The sequence below is a fragment of the Streptomyces sp. 71268 genome, from assembly GCF_029392895.1.
In the GTDB taxonomy this organism is placed as follows: Bacteria; Actinomycetota; Actinomycetes; order Streptomycetales; family Streptomycetaceae; genus Streptomyces.
This window is the reverse complement of the sequence record NZ_CP114200.1, coordinates 2365962-2384833: the sequence shown is the minus strand read 5'-3', so window position 1 is coordinate 2384833 and position 18872 is coordinate 2365962. Positions and strand designations below refer to the sequence as shown.

Sequence of the window (18872 nt, the reverse complement as noted above, 5' to 3'; positions counted from 1 at the left end):
ACAGGGGACGCTATCGCTCGCGACCGGCACCGCACAGGTCCCACCGGGCCGGCGGGCACCCGCTGGTGGGCGCGGTGCGGCGCGGACCCCGGGGCAGTGATCGTCCGGGTAACTGTCACAATGGCAGGGCTTGTGAAGACGGGCACAAGGGGTGCCCGTCCCGCCCTCGTGACTGAAGGTGCCCCCGTGGACATCAAGACCGCCTCCGCCCTGCGCCGGCTCCGCCTGGTCTCCGCGCCGGAGGCCATCTCCTTCCTGCTCCTGCTCGTGTGCTCGGTCCTCAAGCGCACCACGGACTTCAACGCAGTGCCGGTGATGGGCGCCGTGCACGGCATCCTGTTCGTGCTGTACGTGATCTTCTGGGCCGACGCCTGGAACCGGACCAAGTGGCCGGTGGGCACCGCCGCCCTGTACTTCGTGCTCTCCGTGCTGCCCACCGGCGGCTTCTTCGCCGAGCGCAAGCTCAAGCGCGAGGCCGAGGCCGGGGTCATCGCGGCCCGGGCCCGCAAGGAAGGGATCGTCAACGCGTGATCGTCGCCTTCTCCGTCACCCCGCTCGGCGTCGGCGAGGACGTCGGTGAGTACGTCGCCGACGCCGTGCGCGTGGTGCGTGAATCCGGTCTGCCGAACCGCACCGACGCGATGTTCACCTCCGTCGAGGGCGAGTGGGACGAGGTCATGGACGTCGTCCGACGGGCCGTCGCCGCGGTCGAGGCCCGCGCCCCGCGCGTCAGCCTGGTGCTCAAGGCCGACCTTCGGCCCGGCGTCGTGGACGGGCTCACCTCGAAGGTGGAGACCGTCGAACGACACCTGACCGAGGGCTGACGACACGGCCCGACCCGGCCTCAGGTCGTACGGAAACGTGCGACCCAGGTAGGACGTGAAGCCCTCCTCACCTGACCTAGTGTCACGGTCATGAAGAAGATCACCCGCGGTCTGGCGACCGCGATCGTGACCCTGGCCATCGCCGTGCCGGCCACCCTGACCGGCACGGCCTCGGCCGACCAGCGGACTCCCGGTGCGCTGACCGCCGACCGGGCCGCCCCGTTCGCCGATCTCGCGCCCGGAGCCCGGGCCACCGGCGACGCCCAGCACCACAGGAAGGGCATCCGCCTCGCGCTCCCGCGCCCCACCGGCCCGTACGCCGTCGGCCGCGACACCCTCCACCTCGTGGACGAGCACCGCAAGGACCCCTGGGTCCCGACCGCCGACCGCGAGCTGATGACCTCGGTCTACTACCCGGCCAGGCCCGGAACCGGCAGCCGGGCCGGCTACGAGACCCACGCCGAGGCCAAGGCCGTGCTCGACGCCCAGCCGGACATCGGCAAGCTCCTCACGCCCCGCGAACTCAGCTCCACCCGCACCAACGGCCGCGAGGACGCCCGGCCGTTGCGCGCCGGCGGCCCCTACCCGCTGGTGGTGCTCTCGCCCGGGTACACCATGCAGCGCTCCTCGCTCACCGTGCTGGCCGAGGACCTGGCCAGCCGCGGCTACGTGGTGGCCACCGTGGACCACGCGTACGAGTCGGGCGGCTCCAGCTTCCCCGGCGGGCGCCTGCTCGACTGCGTCTCCTGCGACCAGGTGCTCCCGACCGGGGACCTGCGCCGGGTCTCCGACGGCCGGGCCAAGGACGTCTCCTTCCTGCTGGACGAGTTGTCCGGGCCGAAGGCCAGTTGGCGGCACGCCGACCTGATCGACGACCGGCGCATCGGCATGGCCGGCCACTCCATCGGCGGCGCGGGCACCGCGGCGGCGATGGCCGCCGACCCGCGGGTGCGGGCCGGGGTCAACCTGGACGGCACGTTCTTCACGCCGATCCCCGACCAGGGCCTGGACGGACGGCCGTTCATGCTGGTCGGCAGCGACCCGAAGGTGATGCCGCCGGACCCGGAGGACACCTCCTGGGAGGACGGCTGGAAGCGCCTGGACGGCTGGAAGCGCTGGCTGACCGTCACCGACGCCGGCCACCTCAGCTTCACCGACTGGCCCGTCCTGGCCGAGCAGTTCGGCTACACAGACCCGATGGCCCCGCTCTCCGGGACCCGCTCCCAGCAGATCACCCGCGCCTACGTGGCCGCCTTCTTCGAGCAGCACCTGCGCGGCGTGCCGCAGCCGCTGCTCGACGGGGAGAGCCCGGCCAACCCGGAGGTCGTCTTCGAGCGCAAGGGCTGACGCCGCCCGGCGGGCCCCGCCACGGCCCCAGTCCGGGCCCGGCCGTCCCGCCAGGGCCCGGCCCCTTCGGGCGCCGCGCCCCGTCCCGTCGGCCGGCGGGGTGCGGCGCCCGAAGTCTGAGACGGGGCTGACCGCCATATGACCGGCCGGTAGGGTCGGTGGCGTGGCAAAACCGCTCAGTCTCGCCTTCGATCCCATCGCCCGGGCCGACGAACTCTGGCAGGAGCGCTGGGGCTCCACGCCGTCGATGGCCGCCATCACCTCGATCATGCGCGCCCAGCAGATCCTGTTGGGCCAGGTCGACGCGGTGGTCAAGCCGTACGGGCTGACCTTCGCGCGCTACGAGGCGCTGGTGCTGCTCACCTTCAGCCAGGCCGGCGAGCTGCCCATGTCGAAGATCGGCGAGCGACTGATGGTCCACCCGACCTCGGTCACCAACACGGTGGACCGGCTGGTCAGGTCGGGCCTGGTGGCCAAGCGCCCGAACCCGAACGACGGCCGGGGCACCCTGGCCTCGATCACCGACAAGGGGCGCGAGGTGGTGGAGGCCGCCACCAAGGACCTGATGGACATGGAGTTCGGGCTCGGGGCCTACGACGCGCGGCAGTGCGCGGAGATCTTCGCCCTGCTGCGCCCACTGCGCGTGGCGTCCGGCGACTTCGCCGCCGAGGCCGCCGGGCCCGTGACGACCGGCACCACCGCCGCCGGGGCCGGCCCCGACAGCGCCCCCGCGACCGGCCCCCAGACCGCCCATGACGCCGCCGCTTCCACGCCGCGCTGAACCACCGCGCCCCCGACCCGGGCCGGCCAAGATCCGTCCGGTACGGGCGGTTACGCTCGATCTCATGAAGCGAAGCGTGTTGACCCGCTACCGGGTGATGGCCTACATCACCGCCGTGATGCTGCTGGTGCTCTGCACCTCCATGATCTTCAAGTACGGCTTCGACAAGGGCGCCGACGCGACCCTGGTCATCTCGCAGATCCACGGTGTGCTGTTCATCATCTACCTGATCTTCGCCTTCGACCTGGGGCAGAAGGCCAGGTGGCCGTTTGGCCGGCTGCTGTGGGTGCTGGTGTCCGGCACCATCCCGACGGCCGCGTTCTTCGTCGAGCGCAAGGTCGCCCAGGACGTCGAGCCGCTGATCGAGGCCCCGGAGACGGAGCCCGCCCGGGCCTGAGCGGCGGCGCGGGCCGTGGCTGGCGCCGACGCCTCAACGGCTCTCACCGGTCGGCCGGCGCCGTCTCACTGGCTGGCCCCCCGCGAATCCGTCCACCCGCCTTCGAAACCGCCGCCACCTGGGCCGATGCCCACTTCGGCGCCCGCTGCCGGGCGCCGAACGGCGGCGTGACGCGGTTCGGCATCGACAATTACTAGGACGTCCAAGTAAATTTGCTGGCATGGACGCCGAAGGCATTGAGGAGGGCCGCCGTCGCTGGCAGGCCCGGTTCGACGCGGCACGCAAGCGCGACGCCGACTTCACCACGCTCTCCGGAGACCCCGTCGAGCCGGTGTACGGCCCGGCGCCAGGCGACACCGTCGAGGGCTTCGACCGCATCGGCTGGCCCGGTGAGTTCCCCTTCACCCGTGGCCTGCACCCCACCGGCTACCGGGGCCGAACCTGGACCATCCGCCAGTTCGCCGGCTTCGGCAACGCCGAGCAGACCAACGAGCGCTACAAGATGATCCTCGACGCGGGCGGCGGCGGCCTCTCCGTCGCCTTCGACATGCCGACCCTGATGGGCCGCGACTCCGACGACGAGCGCTCCCTCGGCGAGGTCGGGCACTGTGGCGTGGCCATCGACTCGGCCGCCGACATGGAGATCCTCTTCAAGGACATCCCGCTCGGCGACGTGACCACCTCCATGACCATCAGCGGGCCCGCCGTGCCCGTGTTCTGCATGTACCTGGTCGCCGCCGAGCGCCAGGGCGTCGATCCGCGCGTGCTCAACGGCACCCTGCAGACCGACATCTTCAAGGAGTACATCGCCCAGAAGGAGTGGCTGTTCCCCCCGCAGCCGCACCTGCGGCTCATCGGCGACCTGATGGAGCACTGCGCCCAGCACATCCCGGCGTACAAGCCGCTCTCCGTCTCCGGCTACCACATCCGCGAGGCCGGGGCCACGGCCGCGCAGGAACTGGCCTACACGCTGGCCGACGGCTTCGGGTACGTGGAGCTGGGGCTCTCCCGTGGCCTGGACGTCAACACCTTCGCGCCGGGGCTGTCCTTCTTCTTCGACGCGCACCTCGACTTCTTCGAGGAGATCGCCAAGTTCCGGGCGGCCCGCCGCATCTGGGCGCGCTGGATGCGCGACGTGTACGGCGCCACCTCCGAGAAGGCGCAGTGGCTGCGCTTCCACACCCAGACCGCCGGCGTCTCGCTGACCGCGCAGCAGCCGTACAACAACGTGGTGCGCACGGCCGTCGAGGCGCTGTCCGCCGTGCTCGGTGGCACCAACTCGCTGCACACCAACGCCCTGGACGAGACCCTGGCGCTGCCCAGCGAGCAGGCCGCCGAGATCGCGCTGCGCACCCAGCAGGTGCTGATGGAGGAGACCGGCGTCGCCAACGTGGCCGACCCGCTGGGCGGCTCCTGGTACGTCGAGGCGCTGACCGACCGGATCGAGGCCGACGCGGAGAAGATCTTCGAGCAGATCAAGGAGCGGGGCCGGCGCGCGGTGCCCGACGGGCAGCACCCGATCGGGCCGATCACCTCCGGCATCCTGCGCGGCATCGAAGACGGCTGGTTCACCGGCGAGATCGCCGAGTCCGCCTTCCAGTACCAGCAGTCCCTGGAGAAGGGCGAGAAGCGCGTCGTCGGCGTCAACTGCCACCACGGCTCGGTCACCGGCGACCTGGAGATCCTGCGGGTCAGTCACGAGGTCGAGCGCGAGCAGGTACGGGTGCTCGGCGGGCGCAAGGCCGAGCGCGACGAGGCCGTGGTCTCCGCCTCGCTGGACGCGATGCTCGCCGCCGCGCGGGACGGCTCCAACATGATCGAGCCGATGCTCGCCGCCGTCCGCGCCGAGGCCACCCTGGGCGAGATCTGCGGCGTGCTCCGCGAGGAGTGGGGCGGCTGGACGGAGCCCGTGGGCTTCTGACCGGCGGCCCACCGACAGCGAGACCGGAGGCGGTCCGCACACCCGACGGGGTGCGCGGGCCGCCTCCGGCGCGTCACCGGCCGGTGCCCGGCGGCTGGGCCCAGGCGGCTCAGCCCAGGCGCGCGTACCAGTTCGCGTTCTGCCCGATCGCGCGCAGGTAGGTGTCGCCGTGGTCGCGGTCGCCGTGGTCGGTCACCTTGGCCCGCACCCCGTGCTCGGCCAGCGACCTGACGCAGGAGGTGGTGTTGCCGATGGGCACGTCGCGGTCGCCGGTGGAGGTGTGCAGCCGCACCGGCGCGGTGGGCGCCCAGTCGCAGACGCCGTCGTTGCGCTCGATGACCTCGGCGAGCTTGCCGGTCGGGTGCTTGAGCCGCTCGGCCCACTCGTCGGTGAGCAGCGCCTTGATGTCGGGCGCCAGCCCCTTGGCGATCTCCTCCTCCGTGTGGTCGTTGTCGAACAGCGTCTCCACGGTCGAGGCGTAGGGCTCGCGGTAGACCTCGCGCGGGTCGTCGTAGAGGTGGTGCAGCCGGTTCTGCGCGGTCAGGAAGTACGAGAGGTAGTAGACGGCCGAGCCGTCGTCGATGCGGCCGTCGAAGATCGCCGGCAGTTCCTGCCCCGCGATGTCGTACGGACCGGCCACCGGGGCCAGCGAGCGCACCCGCAGGTGTCGGTCCACGCCCCGGCTCAGCTCGCGGCCCACGGCCATGGCCACCTGGCCGCCCTGCGAGAAGCCGGTCACGTGGACGTCGCGGGTGAGCGTGCGGCCGTGCTGGGCGGCGGCCTGGCGCGCGGCCCGCAGCGCGTCGACGGAGGCCGAGACGGAGGAGGCGGTGTCCACGTACGGGTGGGTGCCGGGACCGGTGCCAAGGCCCAGGTAGTCGGGGGCGACGGTGGCCCGGCCGCCCGCGCTGTACAGCCACGCGGCCAGCGTGGAGAAGTCGTCGCCGGTGGAGGGCGCGCCACCCCGGAAGGCCATGGTGCCGTGGTGTTCGGCCACCGTGGACAGCCGCTTGCCGCCGCCGTCGGGGAGGGCGAACAGCGCGGACGCGGTGGTGGGTTCGCCGGTGGGGGTGATGGTCGCGTAGGTGAGGCGGTACGTCGAGACGCCGTAGCGCACCGTGGACGCGTCGGTGCCGTTGGCCTTCACGACCCGGGCGACCTCCTCGCGCGTCACCTGCTGGAGCGGGGTCACCGACAGCAGGGTGCCGCGCGCCCGGTCGCCGTGCGGCTGCCCGGCGCGGGTCGTCTCCGGTCGGTCGGTGGTCGCCGCCGACGGAGCGGCCAGCGCCGGGGCCGCGCACACGGCGGCGAGCACGGCGGTGGCGACGGCGGTCAGTCCGATGCCGCCGCGGGAAGGGGTGCGACTGCTGCGTGAGGTCATGATCCGATGGTTGGTCACCGAGCACCGCGCCACCATCGGGGTAGCCCCCGGATCATGGTGGGCCTTTCCCGTAGGGGAGCGGTGGTGCGCGCCTCAACCTGACGGATGATCGGCCGCTAACCGTGGTGGGCCAGCCAGCGCGCGTTGTCGGAGAGCGCGCCGAGGTAGCCGCGCAGGTGGTCCACGTCGCCGTGCCGGACGACCTCCGGGTGGGCGCCGCGCCGACGCAGCTCGCTCGCGCACGAGGTGGTGTTGCCGGTCGGTACGTCGCGGTCGCCGGCGGCGGTGTGCAGCCGCACCGGCACCCGGGGCCGCCACGCGCAGGTGCCGTCGATGCCCTCGATGACCTCGGCGAGGGTGCCGGTGGGGTGCTGGAGGCGTGCCTTCCACTCCTCGGTGAGCAGGGCGTCGACCGTGGCCGGCAGGCCGCGCGCGACGTCCTCGTCGCTGTGCTCGCCGTCGAACAGCGTCTCCATCCGGTCCGCGTACGGCTGGCGGAAGACCTCGCGCGGGTCGTCGTAGAGGGGGTGCAGCCGGTTCTGGGCGGTCAGGAAGTACGCGAGGTAGAAGACGGCCGAGCCGTCGTCGACGCGGCCGTCGAAGATCGCGGGCAGCTCCTGCCCCGCGATGTCGTAAGGGCCGCTGACCGGGGTCAGCGAGCGCAGGCGCAGGTGCCGGTCGGCGCCGTGGGCGAGTGCGCGGCCGAGGCCCATGGCGACCTGGCCGCCCTGCGAGAACCCGGTGACGTGCACCTCGCCGGTGAGCGCGCGGCCGAGGCGGGCGGTGGCGGTGCGGGCGGCGCGCAGCGCGTCCAGCGAGGCGGAGACGGAGGAGGCGGTGTCCATGTACGGGTGGGTGCCGGGGCTCGTGCCCAGGCCCAGGTAGTCCGGGGCCACGGTGGCCCGGCCGCCGGCCGCGTACAGGTAGGCGCCGAGCCGGGTGACGTTGTCGCCGACGGAGGGCGCGTCCTCGCGGTGGGCGACGGTGCCGTGCAACTCGGCGACGGTGGACAGCGCGTGGCCGCCGCCGTCGGGGAGGGTGAGCAGGGCGGACGCGGTGGTGGGTTCGCCGGTGGGGGTGATGGTCGCGTACTCGATCCGGTGGGTGGCGATGCCGTGGCGTACGGAGGAGACGTCCACACCGTGCTCGCCGACGGCGTGGGCGACCTCGTCCCGGGACAGGCGCGCCAGCGGGGTGACCGACCGCAGGGTGCCACGGCCGTACCGGGCGTGGGCGCCCGCGCCCGCGTCGGTGGTGGCCGGGCTGGTCGCGAGCGGGGCCGCTGTCGCGAGCGGGGCCGGGGCCGGGACCGGGGCGGTGGGGCGCGGCGGGGGCGGGACGGCCAGCGCGGGCGCGGCGCAGGCGGCCACGAGCAGGGCGGCGGCGACCGTGGTCGCGCCGCGGCGGGGTCCGCGCCACGGCGCGGCGGTCGGCAGTGGTACGAGGTGGCGTCGGGTCATGCCGGGAGCGTGCCCCCTCCCGGCGTCGCGGCATACGCGCCATCCGGCCGTTCGGCGGTCAGCCCGACGGCGATTCGGCCGGGTCGCGGGACGGGTTGGTCACGGGCGGCGCGGCGTTCGTGGTGGCGCCGGCGGCGGTGGCGGTGCCGGCGGCGCCGAGGGTGGCCTGGACGCCGCTGACCACCAGGGTGCTGAAGGTGGCGGCCCACTCGGCGTCCACCGGTTCGGCGCTGACCAGGGCTCGGTGTACGACCGTGCCGGCGATCAGGTCGAAGATCAGGTCGGCCTGGCTGGCGGCCACCGACGGGTCGGCGTCGAAGGGGAGTTCGCCTCTGGCCTGGGCGCGCTCGCGGCCGAGCAGAACCAGCCGTTTCTGCCGCTCCACGATGGCCGACCGGATGCGGTCGCGCAGCGCCTCGTCCCTGGTGGACTCGGCGACCACGGCCATCAGGGCCGTCTTGGTCTCGGGGCGTTCCAGGAGCGCGGCGAACTGGAGGACCACGCCCTCCACGTCGGCGTGCAGGCTGCCCCGGTCGGGCAGCTCCAGGTGCTCGTCGAACAGGTCCGCCACCGCGTCCACGACCAGCTCGCTCTTGCCCGCCCAGCGGCGGTAGAGGGTGGTCTTCGCAACCTTGGCCCGGGCCGCGACGTCGCTCATCGTGAGCTTCCCCCAGCCCAGTTCGACCAGCGCGGCGCGGGTCGCGTCGAGGATCGCCCGGTTGGCCTCCGTGCTGCGAGGCCGACCGGTACGGCCGGTGCGGCGGCGGTGCGTGGGACACGGCATGCGGGCGACCTTACCCCCGGGTAACCAGTGTGGAGTGGAGCGTCGTGAGCGAGATCACGAACCGTATCGTTCGAACGCCTTGTCGGCGGCTGGGGGCTGACAGTTACGCTACGACTCGTAGCGAAAGAGTGGCAGCCACGCCAAAGACAGCGTGCGGCGCCCGGGTGGGGACCCGGCGCTCGCACCCGAGGCCCCCGGGGCCTCACCGCTGGGCCCGCTCCCTCGCTCCGCACGCCGGCGGAGCGTCGACGGGGGCCCGGTGCGCGCATGACGCGAAGTGTTTTCCGATCGCCGCGCGGAGGGGGGAGGATGTACTCATGCAGCCACGGAATTTGCCCATGGGAGTAGTCGACCTCGCCGCTGTGAAGGCGGCCGGGGAGGCCAAGCAGAAGGCGGAGCAGGCACGGGCCCAGCGGTCGGCCCAGGGGGGCGCGGCCCCCGGCTCCGTGCGACTGGTGATCGACGTTGACGAGGCGGGCTTCCAGCAGGAGGTCCTCCAGCGCTCCACCGAGGTCCCCGTCGTCATCGACTTCTGGGCCGACTGGTGCGGGCCGTGCAAGCAGCTCAGCCCGATCCTGGAGCGGCTCACGCAGGAGTACGCGGGCCGGTTCGTCCTCGCGAAGATCGACGTCGAGGCGAACCAGGCGCTCTTCCAGCAGTTCGGTGTGCAGAGCATTCCGGCCGTTTTCGCCGTGGTCGCGGGTCAGCCGGTGCCGCTGTTCCAGGGGGCGGCCCCCGAGGCGCAGATCCGGCAGGTGCTCGACCAGCTCATCCAGGCCGCCGAGCAGCAGTTCGGCATCGTCGGCGCGCCGGTGGACCCGGACGCGATCGCGGACCTCCCCGAGGCCGCCGAGCAGCCCCCCGGCCCGCACGACGCGGCGCTCTCGGCCGCGCACCAGGCCCTGGACGCGGGCGACCTGGGCGGCGCCGAGCGCGCGTACCAGAACGTGCTGGCCGACGACCCGGGCAACGCGGAGGCCAGGCTGGGCCTCGCGCAGGCCCAGTTGCTGGGCCGGGTGCAGGGACTGGACGCGCAGCAGGTGCGCAAGGACGCCGCCGACCGCCCGACCGATGTGGACGCGCAACTCGCGGCGGCCGACCTCGACCTGGTCGGCGGGCACGTGGAGGACGCCTTCGGGCGACTGGTTGACCTCGTCAAGCGGACGGTGGGTGACGACCGGGAGCGTGCCCGACTGCGGTTGCTGGAGCTTTTCGAGGTGATCGGCGCCGACGACCCGCGAGTCGTCACCGCGCGTGGCGCGCTCGCTCGCGTGCTGTTCTGACGCCGTTCTTTCACACCGTCGACACACACTGATCCAAACGAAGCAGCGGTCGCGCTTTACCAAAACTTGGTAATCGCGACCGCTGTTACTCGTAGTAAGTGAACGCCGGCCTTATGTCTGGTTTTTAACGGCTTATCCGTTACTTTCCGGCGCTTGCCCGGCGACCCTGTGTGTGCGGCCGATATCGGCCAGCGCCGCTTCGGTTATCCGGGCGTTACTCGCAAGTAATGAACCCCTTGTGTCGAAGCCGTGGATGGACCACGATCGGCCAAGCTCGGTCCATTCCAACGCCGCGGCAGCCAGCCGGGGATGAGGGTTCGTGGGTCCCCACCGAGCGGGCCGGCGGCAGTCGAGCCGGTCTTAGGACAGGGGGGTCTCTGCCCGCGCGGCAGGGCCTGTCCGGCAAGGCCGCGCGCCCAGCGCGGCAGTGGTTGTCGCTCGGGGGTGATCGCCGGTGATCCGGGTGCACCCTGCCCGGCGCGGGCGCTCTCCTTCCCGAGGACGTAGCACTTCTCCCATCTCAGATCAGGGTCGCCGTGATCACGGCGGCGGGCTCGGATTTGGAGATGTACGTCCGAGAAGGAGGAAAGTCATGGAGTCCCTGGCTCGTGGCGGGACCAGATGGAAGCGGTTCGCCGTCGTCATGGTGCCCAGCGTCGCTGCGACGGCCGCCATCGGTGTGGCCCTCTCACAGGGGGCGCTGGCAGCATCGTTCAGCGTCTCCGGCCAGCAGTTCAAGGTCACCGCTGGCGAACTCGACGGCAAGGGGTTCGTCCAGTACGGCGCGATCGACGCACAGCACGGGGGCAAGAGGGTCCCCGTCGCCGTGTCGGCCTTCGACAGCGCCACGATCAAGAACCTGTGCCAGTCCGTCGTCGTTCCGGTCCCGCTCTTCGGCGACGTGTCGCTGAAGCTGTCGGCCGGTACGAAGGCGGGCAAGCCGGTCGAGGCGAAGAACCTCTACATCGACCTCGACCAGTTGAACGCCGATGCCACGTTCACGGACATCAACATCGGCGTGGCGGCGGGCGACACGAAGTACGGCCCTGGGATCAAGAAGGGCGACCAGGCGGACCCCGGTTCGTTCGCCCAGGAGGCCGACAGGGCGCAGTTGAAGGATGTCAAGCAGACCGCCTGGGCGACCAGCGCGGGCACCTTCAAGCTCTCGGGCCTGTCCATGAACGTGAAAAAGGGCAAGCACGAGTGCTACTGAGGCACTGAGGCGGGTGGGGGGCGTGGCCCCTCACCCCCGTGCCCACGCAGTGAACATCCGCGATCGACGATGCGATCGCCAGCCCCAGGGAGCTGTTTTCGATGAGTGCCGAGTCGCCGGGGGTTTCGATGGGCGCCGAGTCGTCCGGGGCGCGTGACCGGGTCCGCCAGTGGCGGACGGCGTTCCGTGCGTGGCGCTGGCAGCGCCCGTTCTGGGCGGGGCTGCTGACGCTGCTCGGCGGGCTGCCCATCGCGTACTTCCCGTACGCCAACCTCACCATGGGCCAGTTGACCATCCGGATGTCCACCACCGCCGGTTCCGGTTCGCTGATCATCGGCGTGCTGCTGGTGGTCCTCGGGCTGACCATGTGGTTCCAGTCCGCCACGCGGGTCTTCGCGGGGGTCGCCGCGATCCTCCTCGGCCTGGTCTCCCTGGTGGTCTCCAACTTCGGAGGCTTCCTGCTGGGCTTCCTGCTGGCGCTGTTCGGCGGCGCGCTGGGCGTCTCGTGGGCGCCCGGCGAGGTGCTCGCCGCGAAATCGACGAAGGACGCGCAGGCCGTTGGGCCCGATCCGGACGAGGGCGTGGACGACGCCCGGGAGGCGGCGGACGCCGGGACCGCGTCGGACCAGGAATCCAGGAATGGGAGGCACCGTGCGGGGTGAACAGGGGCCGCCGGAAGGCGAGACCCGCCGGGAGGGCGAGACTCGCCGCCGGGCCAGAACGGGGCCGCGGCACGCCGCCCCGAAGAAATCGATGCTGAACCGGCTGCACATGCCCGCGGGCAAGGCCATCGCCTTGGCGGCCATGCCGACGGCCGTGCTGATGGGCATGGGGCTCACGCCGCAGCTCGCACAGGCCGAGACCCAGGCCAAGGACCGCTTCAAGCCCGGCCCCTGCGTGACCCAGCCGGACCAGCAGGACGCCGAGGACGAGCGGGACGGCAAGGGCGAGCGGGATCCGCGGTCGGACGACAAGTCAGACCAGCGCGACCAACGGGACGAGAAGCCGGGCGACAAGCCGGGCGGGACCAACGAGCCGACCACGCCCGGGAGTTCTACCTCGCCGGACGGGGACGCGGCCGACGACCACGAGCCCGCGCCGGGCGCCACCTCCGACGCGCGGCCCGAGGCCGACCACGCCACGCAGGCGCCCCCGAAGGCGTCCTCCACGACGAACGACCCGAAGTCCGGGTCCGAGGAGGCCGGGGACACCATGGCCCCCGAGGACGCGACCAAGCCGCCCGGCACCACTCCGAGTCCGTCCCAGACCGAGCCGAGGAACCCGCTCGACCCGCTGGGCCTGGGCGACAAGATCAAGGACCTGCTCGACGGCGACAAGGGCGACCAGCCGGCCACCCCGGCGCCCACCGACGACGCGCCCCGACCGGACGCGGACGCGAGTACGGACACGGACACCGAAGCCGGCCAGGACGCTGGCAAGGAAGCGGCCAAGGGCGACGCCGACGGCGCCGCGACGGACGTACCCACGAACAAGGGTGACGCACCGTCAGGTAATGACGCGGGCGACGCCGGCGACGCCGCGACCGAGAAGAAGGCCGCGGAGCTCAGGGAGCGGATCGAGAAGGCACAGCGGGAGGCGGCCGACAAGGCGGAGCGGGAGCGGGCGAACGCGACCGAGGACGCCGAGGGGGCCACCAAGGGCGAGGACGCGGAACGGGGCGAGGGGGCCGAGGGGGCCAAGGACGACGCCGACCCGACCGCGAAGCCGACCCTGCCGTCGGCCGACGACCCGCAGCCCTACCCGTGCCCCGTCAAGGACGAGGAGGCGCTGCGCAACGCCAAGTTGGAGGAGGGCGCCCCGCTGCTGCCCGAGGACCCGTGGATCCTGGAGAGCAGCCTGCTCGCCCTGCACGGCCTCAAGTACGACGGCATCGTCAAGGTGAAGACGTACAGCGGCCGGGAGAAGGCGGTCCTGAAGTTCACCGCCAGCTCCATCGACATCCGCGACCTGCGGCAGACGGTGGTCGGGCCCGGCGGTACGAAGACGCACGTTGACGCGCGTAAAGGCAGCAACTCGACGATGCGTGACGGCACCGTGACGATGTACACGGAGGAGCTGAAGGGCAAGCTGCTCGGTCTCATCCCGGTCACCTTCAGCCCCGAGGCGCCACCGCCGTTGACGCTTCCCGAACTGTTCTTCACCGACGTGCGGGTGACCCAGGCGGGGCAGCTCGGTGGGACGCTCACCGTGCCCGGCATGCACCTGTACCAGACGGAGGGCTGAGCGGCGCACGGCCGGGCCCGGCGGGTGGGACGCCCGTCGCTCCGGGCCGCCGCTCACCCGGCGGTCCCTCCGTGGGACCGCCCCCCGGGCCACCGGGAGCCGCACAAGGCCGTGGGCCGCGTCGCCATGTGAGTGGCGGCGCGGCCCACGGTCGTCGCGTGTGGGTCAGGAGGAGCCCAGGTGGTGGACGCGCACCATGTTGGTGGTGCCGGGCACGCCGGGCGGGGAGCCGGCCGTGATGATCATGGTGTCGCCCTCGTTGTAGCGGCCCAGCTTGAGCAGCTCCGCGTCGACGAGGTCCACCATGGCGTCGGTGTTGGCCACGTGCGGGACCACGAACGTCTCCACGCCCCAGCTCAGCGTCAGCACGTTGCGGGTCAGCGTGTCGGTGGTGAAGGCCAGGATCGGCTGCTGGGCCCGGTAGCGGGAGAGCCGGCGGGCCGTGTCGCCGGACTTGGTGAAGGCCACCAGCGACTTGGCGCCGAGGAAGTCGGCGATCTCGGCGGCGGCGCGGGCCACCGAACCGCCCTGCGTGCGCGGCTTCTTGCCCGGCACCAGCGGCTGCAGGCCGCGCGAGAGCAACTCCTCCTCGGCGGCGGTGACGATGCGCGACATCGTCTTGACGGTCTCCAGCGGGTACGCGCCGACCGAGGACTCGGCCGAGAGCATCACCGCGTCCGCGCCGTCCAGGATCGCGTTGGCGACATCGGACGCCTCGGCGCGCGTCGGCCGGGAGTTGGTGATCATCGACTCCATCATCTGGGTCGCCACGATCACCGGCTTGGCGTTGCGGCGGCACATCTCGATGAGCCGCTTCTGCACCATCGGCACCTGCTCCAGCGGGTACTCGACCGCCAGGTCGCCGCGGGCCACCATGACCGCGTCGAAGGCCGCGACGACCTCCTCCATGTTGGCCACCGCCTGCGGCTTCTCCACCTTGGCGATCACCGGCACGCGCCGGCCGACCTCGTCCATCACCCGGTGCACGTCGCGCACGTCGGCCGCGTCCCGCACGAAGGACAGCGCGACCATGTCGCAGCCCAGCTCCAGCGCGAACTTCAGGTCCTCGACGTCCTTCTCGGACAGCGCGGGCACGTTGACGGCCACGCCGGGCAGGTTGATGCCCTTGTGGTCGGAGATCACGCCGCCCTCGATGACGATGGAGCGCACCCGCGGCCCGTCCACCTCGACCACCTGGAGGGCGACGTTGCCGTCGTTGATGAGGATCGACTCGCCCTTGGAGACGTCCCCGGGCAGGCCCTTGTACGTGGTGCCGCAGATGGTCCGGTCGCCCGCGACGTCCTCGGTGGTGATGGTGAACTCGTCACCGCGCACCAGCTCCACCGGCCCGTCGGCGAAGGTCTCCAGGCGGATCTTGGGGCCCTGGAGGTCGGCGAGGACGCCCACCGCGCGGCCGGTCTCCTCGGACGCCTTGCGGAGCCGGTGGTACCGCTCCTCGTGCTCCGAGTGGGACCCGTGGCTCATGTTGAAGCGGGCCACGTTCATCCCCGACTCGATCAGCGACTTGAGCTGGTCGTAGGAGTCGACGGCGGGACCCAGGGTGCAGACGATTTTGGAACGGCGCATGAGGCAGATCCTATCCGTTTTGTTTCGGGGCGGAATTTATCGGGCTGGTCTACCGCTCTGACGTGCCGGAGCGCTCCGCGCTCACCAGCCGGTACGTCTGCGTGGCGATCTCCAGTTCCTCGTCGGTCGGTACCACGGCGACGGCCACCGCGCTGCGCTCGGTCGAGATCAACCGCCCGCCGCTGCCGCGCAGCGCGTTGCGGACCGTGTCCACCTCGATGCCGAGCCCGCCGAGCCCGCGCAGCGTCGCCTCGCGGACGGCGGCCGAGTTCTCGCCGACCCCGGCGGTGAAGGCGAGCGCGTCCACCCGGCCGAGTACCGCGGTGTACGCGCCCACATACTTGCGCAGCCGGTGGACGTAGATGTCGAAGGCGAGCTGCGCGTCCTGGTCGCCCTCGCCCATCCGGCGGCCGATCTCGCGCATGTCGTTGTCGCCGCACAGCCCGATCAGGCCGCTGTGCTTGTTGAGCAGGGCGTCGATCTCGTCCACCGACATGCGGCCGACCCGCGCCAGATGGAAGATGGCCGCCGGGTCCAGGTCGCCCGACCGGGTGCCCATGACCAGCCCTTCCAGCGGCGTGAGCCCCATCGAGGTCTCCACGCACACGCCGCCGGCCACCGCCGACGCGCTGGCCCCGTTGCCCAGGTGCAGCACGATCGTGTTGAGGTCGGCGACGTCCTTGCCGAGCAGGTCGGCCACGGCCCGCGAGACGTAGGCGTGCGAGGTGCCGTGGAAGCCGTAGCGCCGCACCCCGTACCGGTCGGCGGTGTCCACGTCGATCGCGTACCGGGCCGCGTACTCCGGCATCGTGGCGTGGAAGGCGGTGTCGAAGACGGCGACCTGCGGCAGGTCGGGGCGCAGGGCGCGGGCCACCTTGATGCCGGTCACGTTGGCCGGGTTGTGCAGTGGCGCCAGCGGGACCAGCTTCTCGATCTCGGCGAGCACCTCGTCGGTGATCAGCGTCGGCTCGGTGAACCGGGTGCCGCCGTGCACCACCCGGTGTCCCACGGCGGCCAGCGCGGGCGAGTCCAGGCCGAGCCCCTGGGCGGACAGTTCGGCGGAGACCCGGTCGAGCGCGGCCGTGTGGTCGGGCACCTCGCCCTCGCCGACGCGCTCCACGATGCCCGCGGCCAGCCGGCCGCCGTCGGTCATGTCGAGGAGCTGGTACTTGACCGAGGAGGAGCCGGAGTTGAGGACCAGCACTCGGGTGCGGTCGGGGGAGTGGTTCACGCGCGGGGTGCTTTCTCTGCGGGCGCCGCCGGGGCGCCGGGGGCGGCCTGGGCCTGGATGGCGGTGATGGCGACGGTGTTGACGATGTCCTGGACGAGGGCGCCGCGCGAGAGGTCGTTGACCGGCTTGCGCAGCCCCTGCAGGACCGGGCCGACGGCGACGGCGCCGGCCGAGCGCTGGACGGCCTTGTAGGTGTTGTTGCCCGTGTTCAGGTCGGGGAAGATCAGCACGGTGGCCTGACCGGCGACCTGGGAGTCGGGGAGCTTGGTGGCGGCCACGGCGGCGTCCACGGCCGCGTCGTACTGGATCGGCCCCTCCACCGGCAGGTCGGGCCGCCGCTCGCGGACCAGTTCGGTGGCCCTGCGGACCTTGTCCACGTCCGCGCCCGAGCCGGAGGTGCCGGTGGAGTACGAGAGCATGGCGATCTTGGGCGTGACGCCGAACTTGGCGGCGGTGGCCGCCGACTGGATGGCGATGTCCGCGAGCTGCTCGGCGTTCGGGTCGGGGTTGACCGCGCAGTCGCCGTAGACCAGCACCCGGTCGGCCAGGCACATGAAGAACACGGACGAGACGATCTCCGCCCCGGGCGCCGTCTTGATCACCTCGAAGGCGGGCCGGATGGTGGCCGCCGTCGAGTGCACCGCGCCCGAGACCATGCCGTCGGCCAGGCCCTCCTGCACCATCAGCGTGCCGAAGTAGGACACGTCGGCCACGACGTCGTACGCCAGCTCGTACGAGACGCCCTTGTGCGCCCGCAGTTTCGCGTACAGCTCCGCGAACCGCTCGCGCAGCGGCGAGGTGTGCGGGTCGGTGATCTGCGCGCCGCTCAGGTCGATGCCGAGGTCGGTGGCGCGCTTGCGGACCGCGTCCTCCGCGCCGAGCAGCGTCAGGTCGCACACGTCGCGGCGCAGCAGCACGTCGGCGGCGCGCAGCACGCGCTCCTCGGTGCCCTCGGGCAGTACGACGCGGCGCCGCCGGGAGCGCGAGCGCTCAAGCAGCTCGTGCTCGAACATCATCGGCGTGACCCGGCTGGAGCGGGCCACCGAGATCCGGTCGGTCAGCTCGGCGGTGTCCACGTGCCGCTCGAACAGGCCGAGCGCGGTCTCCGCCTTGCGCGGGACGGTCGCGCTCAGCTTGCCCTCCAGGGCGAAGAGTTCGGCCGCCGTCGGGAAGCTGCCGCCGGGAACGGAGATGACCGGCGTGCCGGGGGCGAGCCGGGACGCCAGGGCCAGGATGTCGGGCCCCGGGCGGGCGTCCAGCGTCAGCAGCACGCCCGCGATGGGCGGGGCGCCGGCGGTGTGCGCGGCCAGCGACCCGATGATCAGGTCCGCGCGGTCGCCCGGCGTGACCACCAGGGCCCCTTCGGTCAGCGCGGGCAGGAAGGTGGGCAGCATGGCGCCGCCGAAGACGAAGTCGCGCACGTCGCGGGCGAGCCCCGAGTCGTCGCCGAGCAGCACCTCGGCGCCGAGCGCGTGCACCACCTGGCGCACGGTGGGCGCCGAGAGCGAGCCGTCCTCGGGCAGCGCGTAGCAGGGCACGGGCAACTGCTCGGCCAGCGGCCCGGCGATCTCGGCCCGGTCGGCCGGGTCGGTCCGGTTGACCACCAGGGCCACCACGTCACAGCCGTGCCCCTGGTAGGCGCGGTAGGCGTTGCGGGCCTCGGAGCGCACCGACTCGGCGGTCTGGTCCTGCCCGCCGACCACGGTGATGACGGCGGCGCCGAACTCGTTGGCCAGCCGCGCGTTCAGGTGCAGCTCGTCCGGGAGGCTGGTGGCCGCGTAGTCGCTGCCCAGCACGAGCACGTACTCGTACTCCCTGGCCACCGCGTGGAAGCGGGTGACCAGCTCGGCGACCAGTTCGTCGGTGCCGCGCTCGGCCTGGAGCGTCGCGGCCTCGTCGTAGCCGATGCCGTAGACCGACTCCGACGGCTGGGTGAGCCGGTAGCGGGCGCGCAGCAGCTCGTAGAGCCGGTCGGGCCCGTCGTGCATCAGGGGGCGGAAGACGCCCACCCGGTCCACGTGGCGGGTCAGGAGCTCCATCACTCCCAGCTCCACGACCTGGCGGCCGTCGCCGCGGTCGATCCCGGTCACATACACGCTGCGCGTCACGCGTGCTCTCCGATCCTTCGGCTGCGTCGGCTCTTGCTCCGCCGGTGCTACCCGGCTGGTCCCGCGGTGTGGCCCGGGGGCGCGCGGGGCCGGCCCGCTCCCCGCCGTCCAGGGTGCCGCGACCGGGTCCGGGCTGCGACCCTGGCCGCCCGCGCCACCACGGCCCGCGCGGGCGGGCCGTGGCCGGAACCCGGCGCGGTGCGGCGTACGGCGCGGGGCGCCACGGCGGGTCCTGGCCGGGGCCCGGCACCGCCGTGGATCGCCTGCCCCGAAACGGGCGTCGTGCTCCAGCCCGTGCCGGACGAAGAATC

The 18872-nt window shown here is 72.4% G+C and carries 16 protein-coding genes; 10 read left to right on the top strand and 6 right to left on the bottom strand.

Going from position 1 to position 18872, the window contains the following annotated elements; all coding sequences use genetic code 11:
- Nucleotides 1-186 precede the first annotated feature (186 nt).
- The 6 genes from OYE22_RS08725 to OYE22_RS08700 all read left to right on the top strand — a co-directional run bounded on the left by OYE22_RS08725 (nucleotide 187) and on the right by OYE22_RS08700 (nucleotide 5270).
- On the top strand, nucleotides 187-531 hold the full coding sequence (locus OYE22_RS08725; protein ID WP_176164194.1) for a DUF3817 domain-containing protein: 345 nt from the start codon (nucleotides 187-189) through the stop codon (nucleotides 529-531).
- A complete protein-coding gene (locus OYE22_RS08720; protein ID WP_277319872.1) occupies nucleotides 528-824 on the top strand; it encodes an MTH1187 family thiamine-binding protein in 297 nt (98 codons plus the stop codon). The genes OYE22_RS08725 and OYE22_RS08720 overlap by 4 nt, the downstream gene beginning before the upstream one ends.
- A gap of 90 nt (nucleotides 825-914) precedes the next feature.
- A complete protein-coding gene (locus OYE22_RS08715; protein WP_277319871.1) occupies nucleotides 915-2171 on the top strand; it encodes an alpha/beta hydrolase in 1257 nt (418 codons plus the stop codon).
- 163 nt (nucleotides 2172-2334) lie between these two features.
- On the top strand, nucleotides 2335-2952 hold the full coding sequence (locus OYE22_RS08710; RefSeq protein WP_277319870.1) for a MarR family transcriptional regulator: 618 nt from the start codon (nucleotides 2335-2337) through the stop codon (nucleotides 2950-2952).
- Nucleotides 2953-3016: 64 nt separating this feature from the next.
- Nucleotides 3017-3349, top strand: coding sequence for a DUF3817 domain-containing protein (locus OYE22_RS08705; RefSeq protein ID WP_277319869.1), 333 nt, complete (start codon nucleotides 3017-3019; stop codon nucleotides 3347-3349).
- Between the two features lie 220 nt (nucleotides 3350-3569).
- A complete protein-coding gene (locus tag OYE22_RS08700) occupies nucleotides 3570-5270 on the top strand; it encodes a methylmalonyl-CoA mutase family protein (RefSeq protein ID WP_277319868.1) in 1701 nt (566 codons plus the stop codon).
- A gap of 109 nt (nucleotides 5271-5379) precedes the next feature.
- Here OYE22_RS08700 and OYE22_RS08695 read toward each other — a convergent pair whose 3' ends face one another.
- The 3 genes from OYE22_RS08695 to OYE22_RS08685 form a co-directional block, all read right to left on the bottom strand.
- On the bottom strand, nucleotides 5380-6651 hold the full coding sequence (locus OYE22_RS08695; RefSeq protein ID WP_277319867.1) for an alpha/beta fold hydrolase: 1272 nt from the start codon (nucleotides 6649-6651) through the stop codon (nucleotides 5380-5382).
- Nucleotides 6652-6767: 116 nt separating this feature from the next.
- Nucleotides 6768-8111 carry an alpha/beta hydrolase gene (locus OYE22_RS08690; RefSeq protein ID WP_277319866.1) on the bottom strand — a complete coding sequence of 448 codons (1344 nt, stop codon included), beginning with the start codon at nucleotides 8109-8111 and terminating at the stop codon, nucleotides 6768-6770.
- Between the two features lie 58 nt (nucleotides 8112-8169).
- Nucleotides 8170-8895, bottom strand: a complete 726-nt coding sequence (locus OYE22_RS08685; protein ID WP_277319865.1) for a TetR/AcrR family transcriptional regulator — start codon at nucleotides 8893-8895, stop codon at nucleotides 8170-8172.
- A 317-nt stretch (nucleotides 8896-9212) separates the two neighbouring features.
- Between OYE22_RS08685 and OYE22_RS08680 the strand changes: the two genes are divergently transcribed.
- The 4 genes from OYE22_RS08680 to OYE22_RS08665 all read left to right on the top strand — a co-directional run bounded on the left by OYE22_RS08680 (nucleotide 9213) and on the right by OYE22_RS08665 (nucleotide 13635).
- On the top strand, nucleotides 9213-10178 hold the full coding sequence (locus OYE22_RS08680; RefSeq protein ID WP_277319864.1) for a tetratricopeptide repeat protein: 966 nt from the start codon (nucleotides 9213-9215) through the stop codon (nucleotides 10176-10178).
- A gap of 592 nt (nucleotides 10179-10770) precedes the next feature.
- Nucleotides 10771-11391: a DUF6230 family protein gene (locus OYE22_RS08675; protein ID WP_277319863.1), complete on the top strand. Its 621-nt coding sequence runs from the start codon at nucleotides 10771-10773 to the stop codon at nucleotides 11389-11391.
- Nucleotides 11392-11519: 128 nt separating this feature from the next.
- Nucleotides 11520-12053 (top strand): DUF6114 domain-containing protein, encoded by a 534-nt coding sequence (locus OYE22_RS08670; protein ID WP_277324053.1) that lies wholly within the window; start codon nucleotides 11520-11522, stop codon nucleotides 12051-12053.
- Nucleotides 12054-12144: 91 nt separating this feature from the next.
- Nucleotides 12145-13635 carry a hydrogenase expression protein HypF gene (locus tag OYE22_RS08665; protein ID WP_277319862.1) on the top strand — a complete coding sequence of 497 codons (1491 nt, stop codon included), beginning with the start codon at nucleotides 12145-12147 and terminating at the stop codon, nucleotides 13633-13635.
- A gap of 165 nt (nucleotides 13636-13800) precedes the next feature.
- Here OYE22_RS08665 and pyk read toward each other — a convergent pair whose 3' ends face one another.
- From pyk to pta, 3 genes are read right to left on the bottom strand one after another with little or no spacing between them, the layout of a single operon-like run.
- On the bottom strand, nucleotides 13801-15222 hold the full coding sequence (gene pyk / locus OYE22_RS08660; RefSeq protein ID WP_277319861.1) for a pyruvate kinase: 1422 nt from the start codon (nucleotides 15220-15222) through the stop codon (nucleotides 13801-13803).
- 49 nt (nucleotides 15223-15271) lie between these two features.
- Nucleotides 15272-16453 (bottom strand): acetate kinase, encoded by a 1182-nt coding sequence (locus OYE22_RS08655; RefSeq protein ID WP_277319860.1) that lies wholly within the window; start codon nucleotides 16451-16453, stop codon nucleotides 15272-15274.
- Nucleotides 16450-18561, bottom strand: a complete 2112-nt coding sequence (gene pta, locus OYE22_RS08650) for a phosphate acetyltransferase (protein ID WP_277319859.1) — start codon at nucleotides 18559-18561, stop codon at nucleotides 16450-16452. The genes OYE22_RS08655 and pta overlap by 4 nt, the downstream gene beginning before the upstream one ends.
- Nucleotides 18562-18872: the final 311 nt, after the last annotated feature.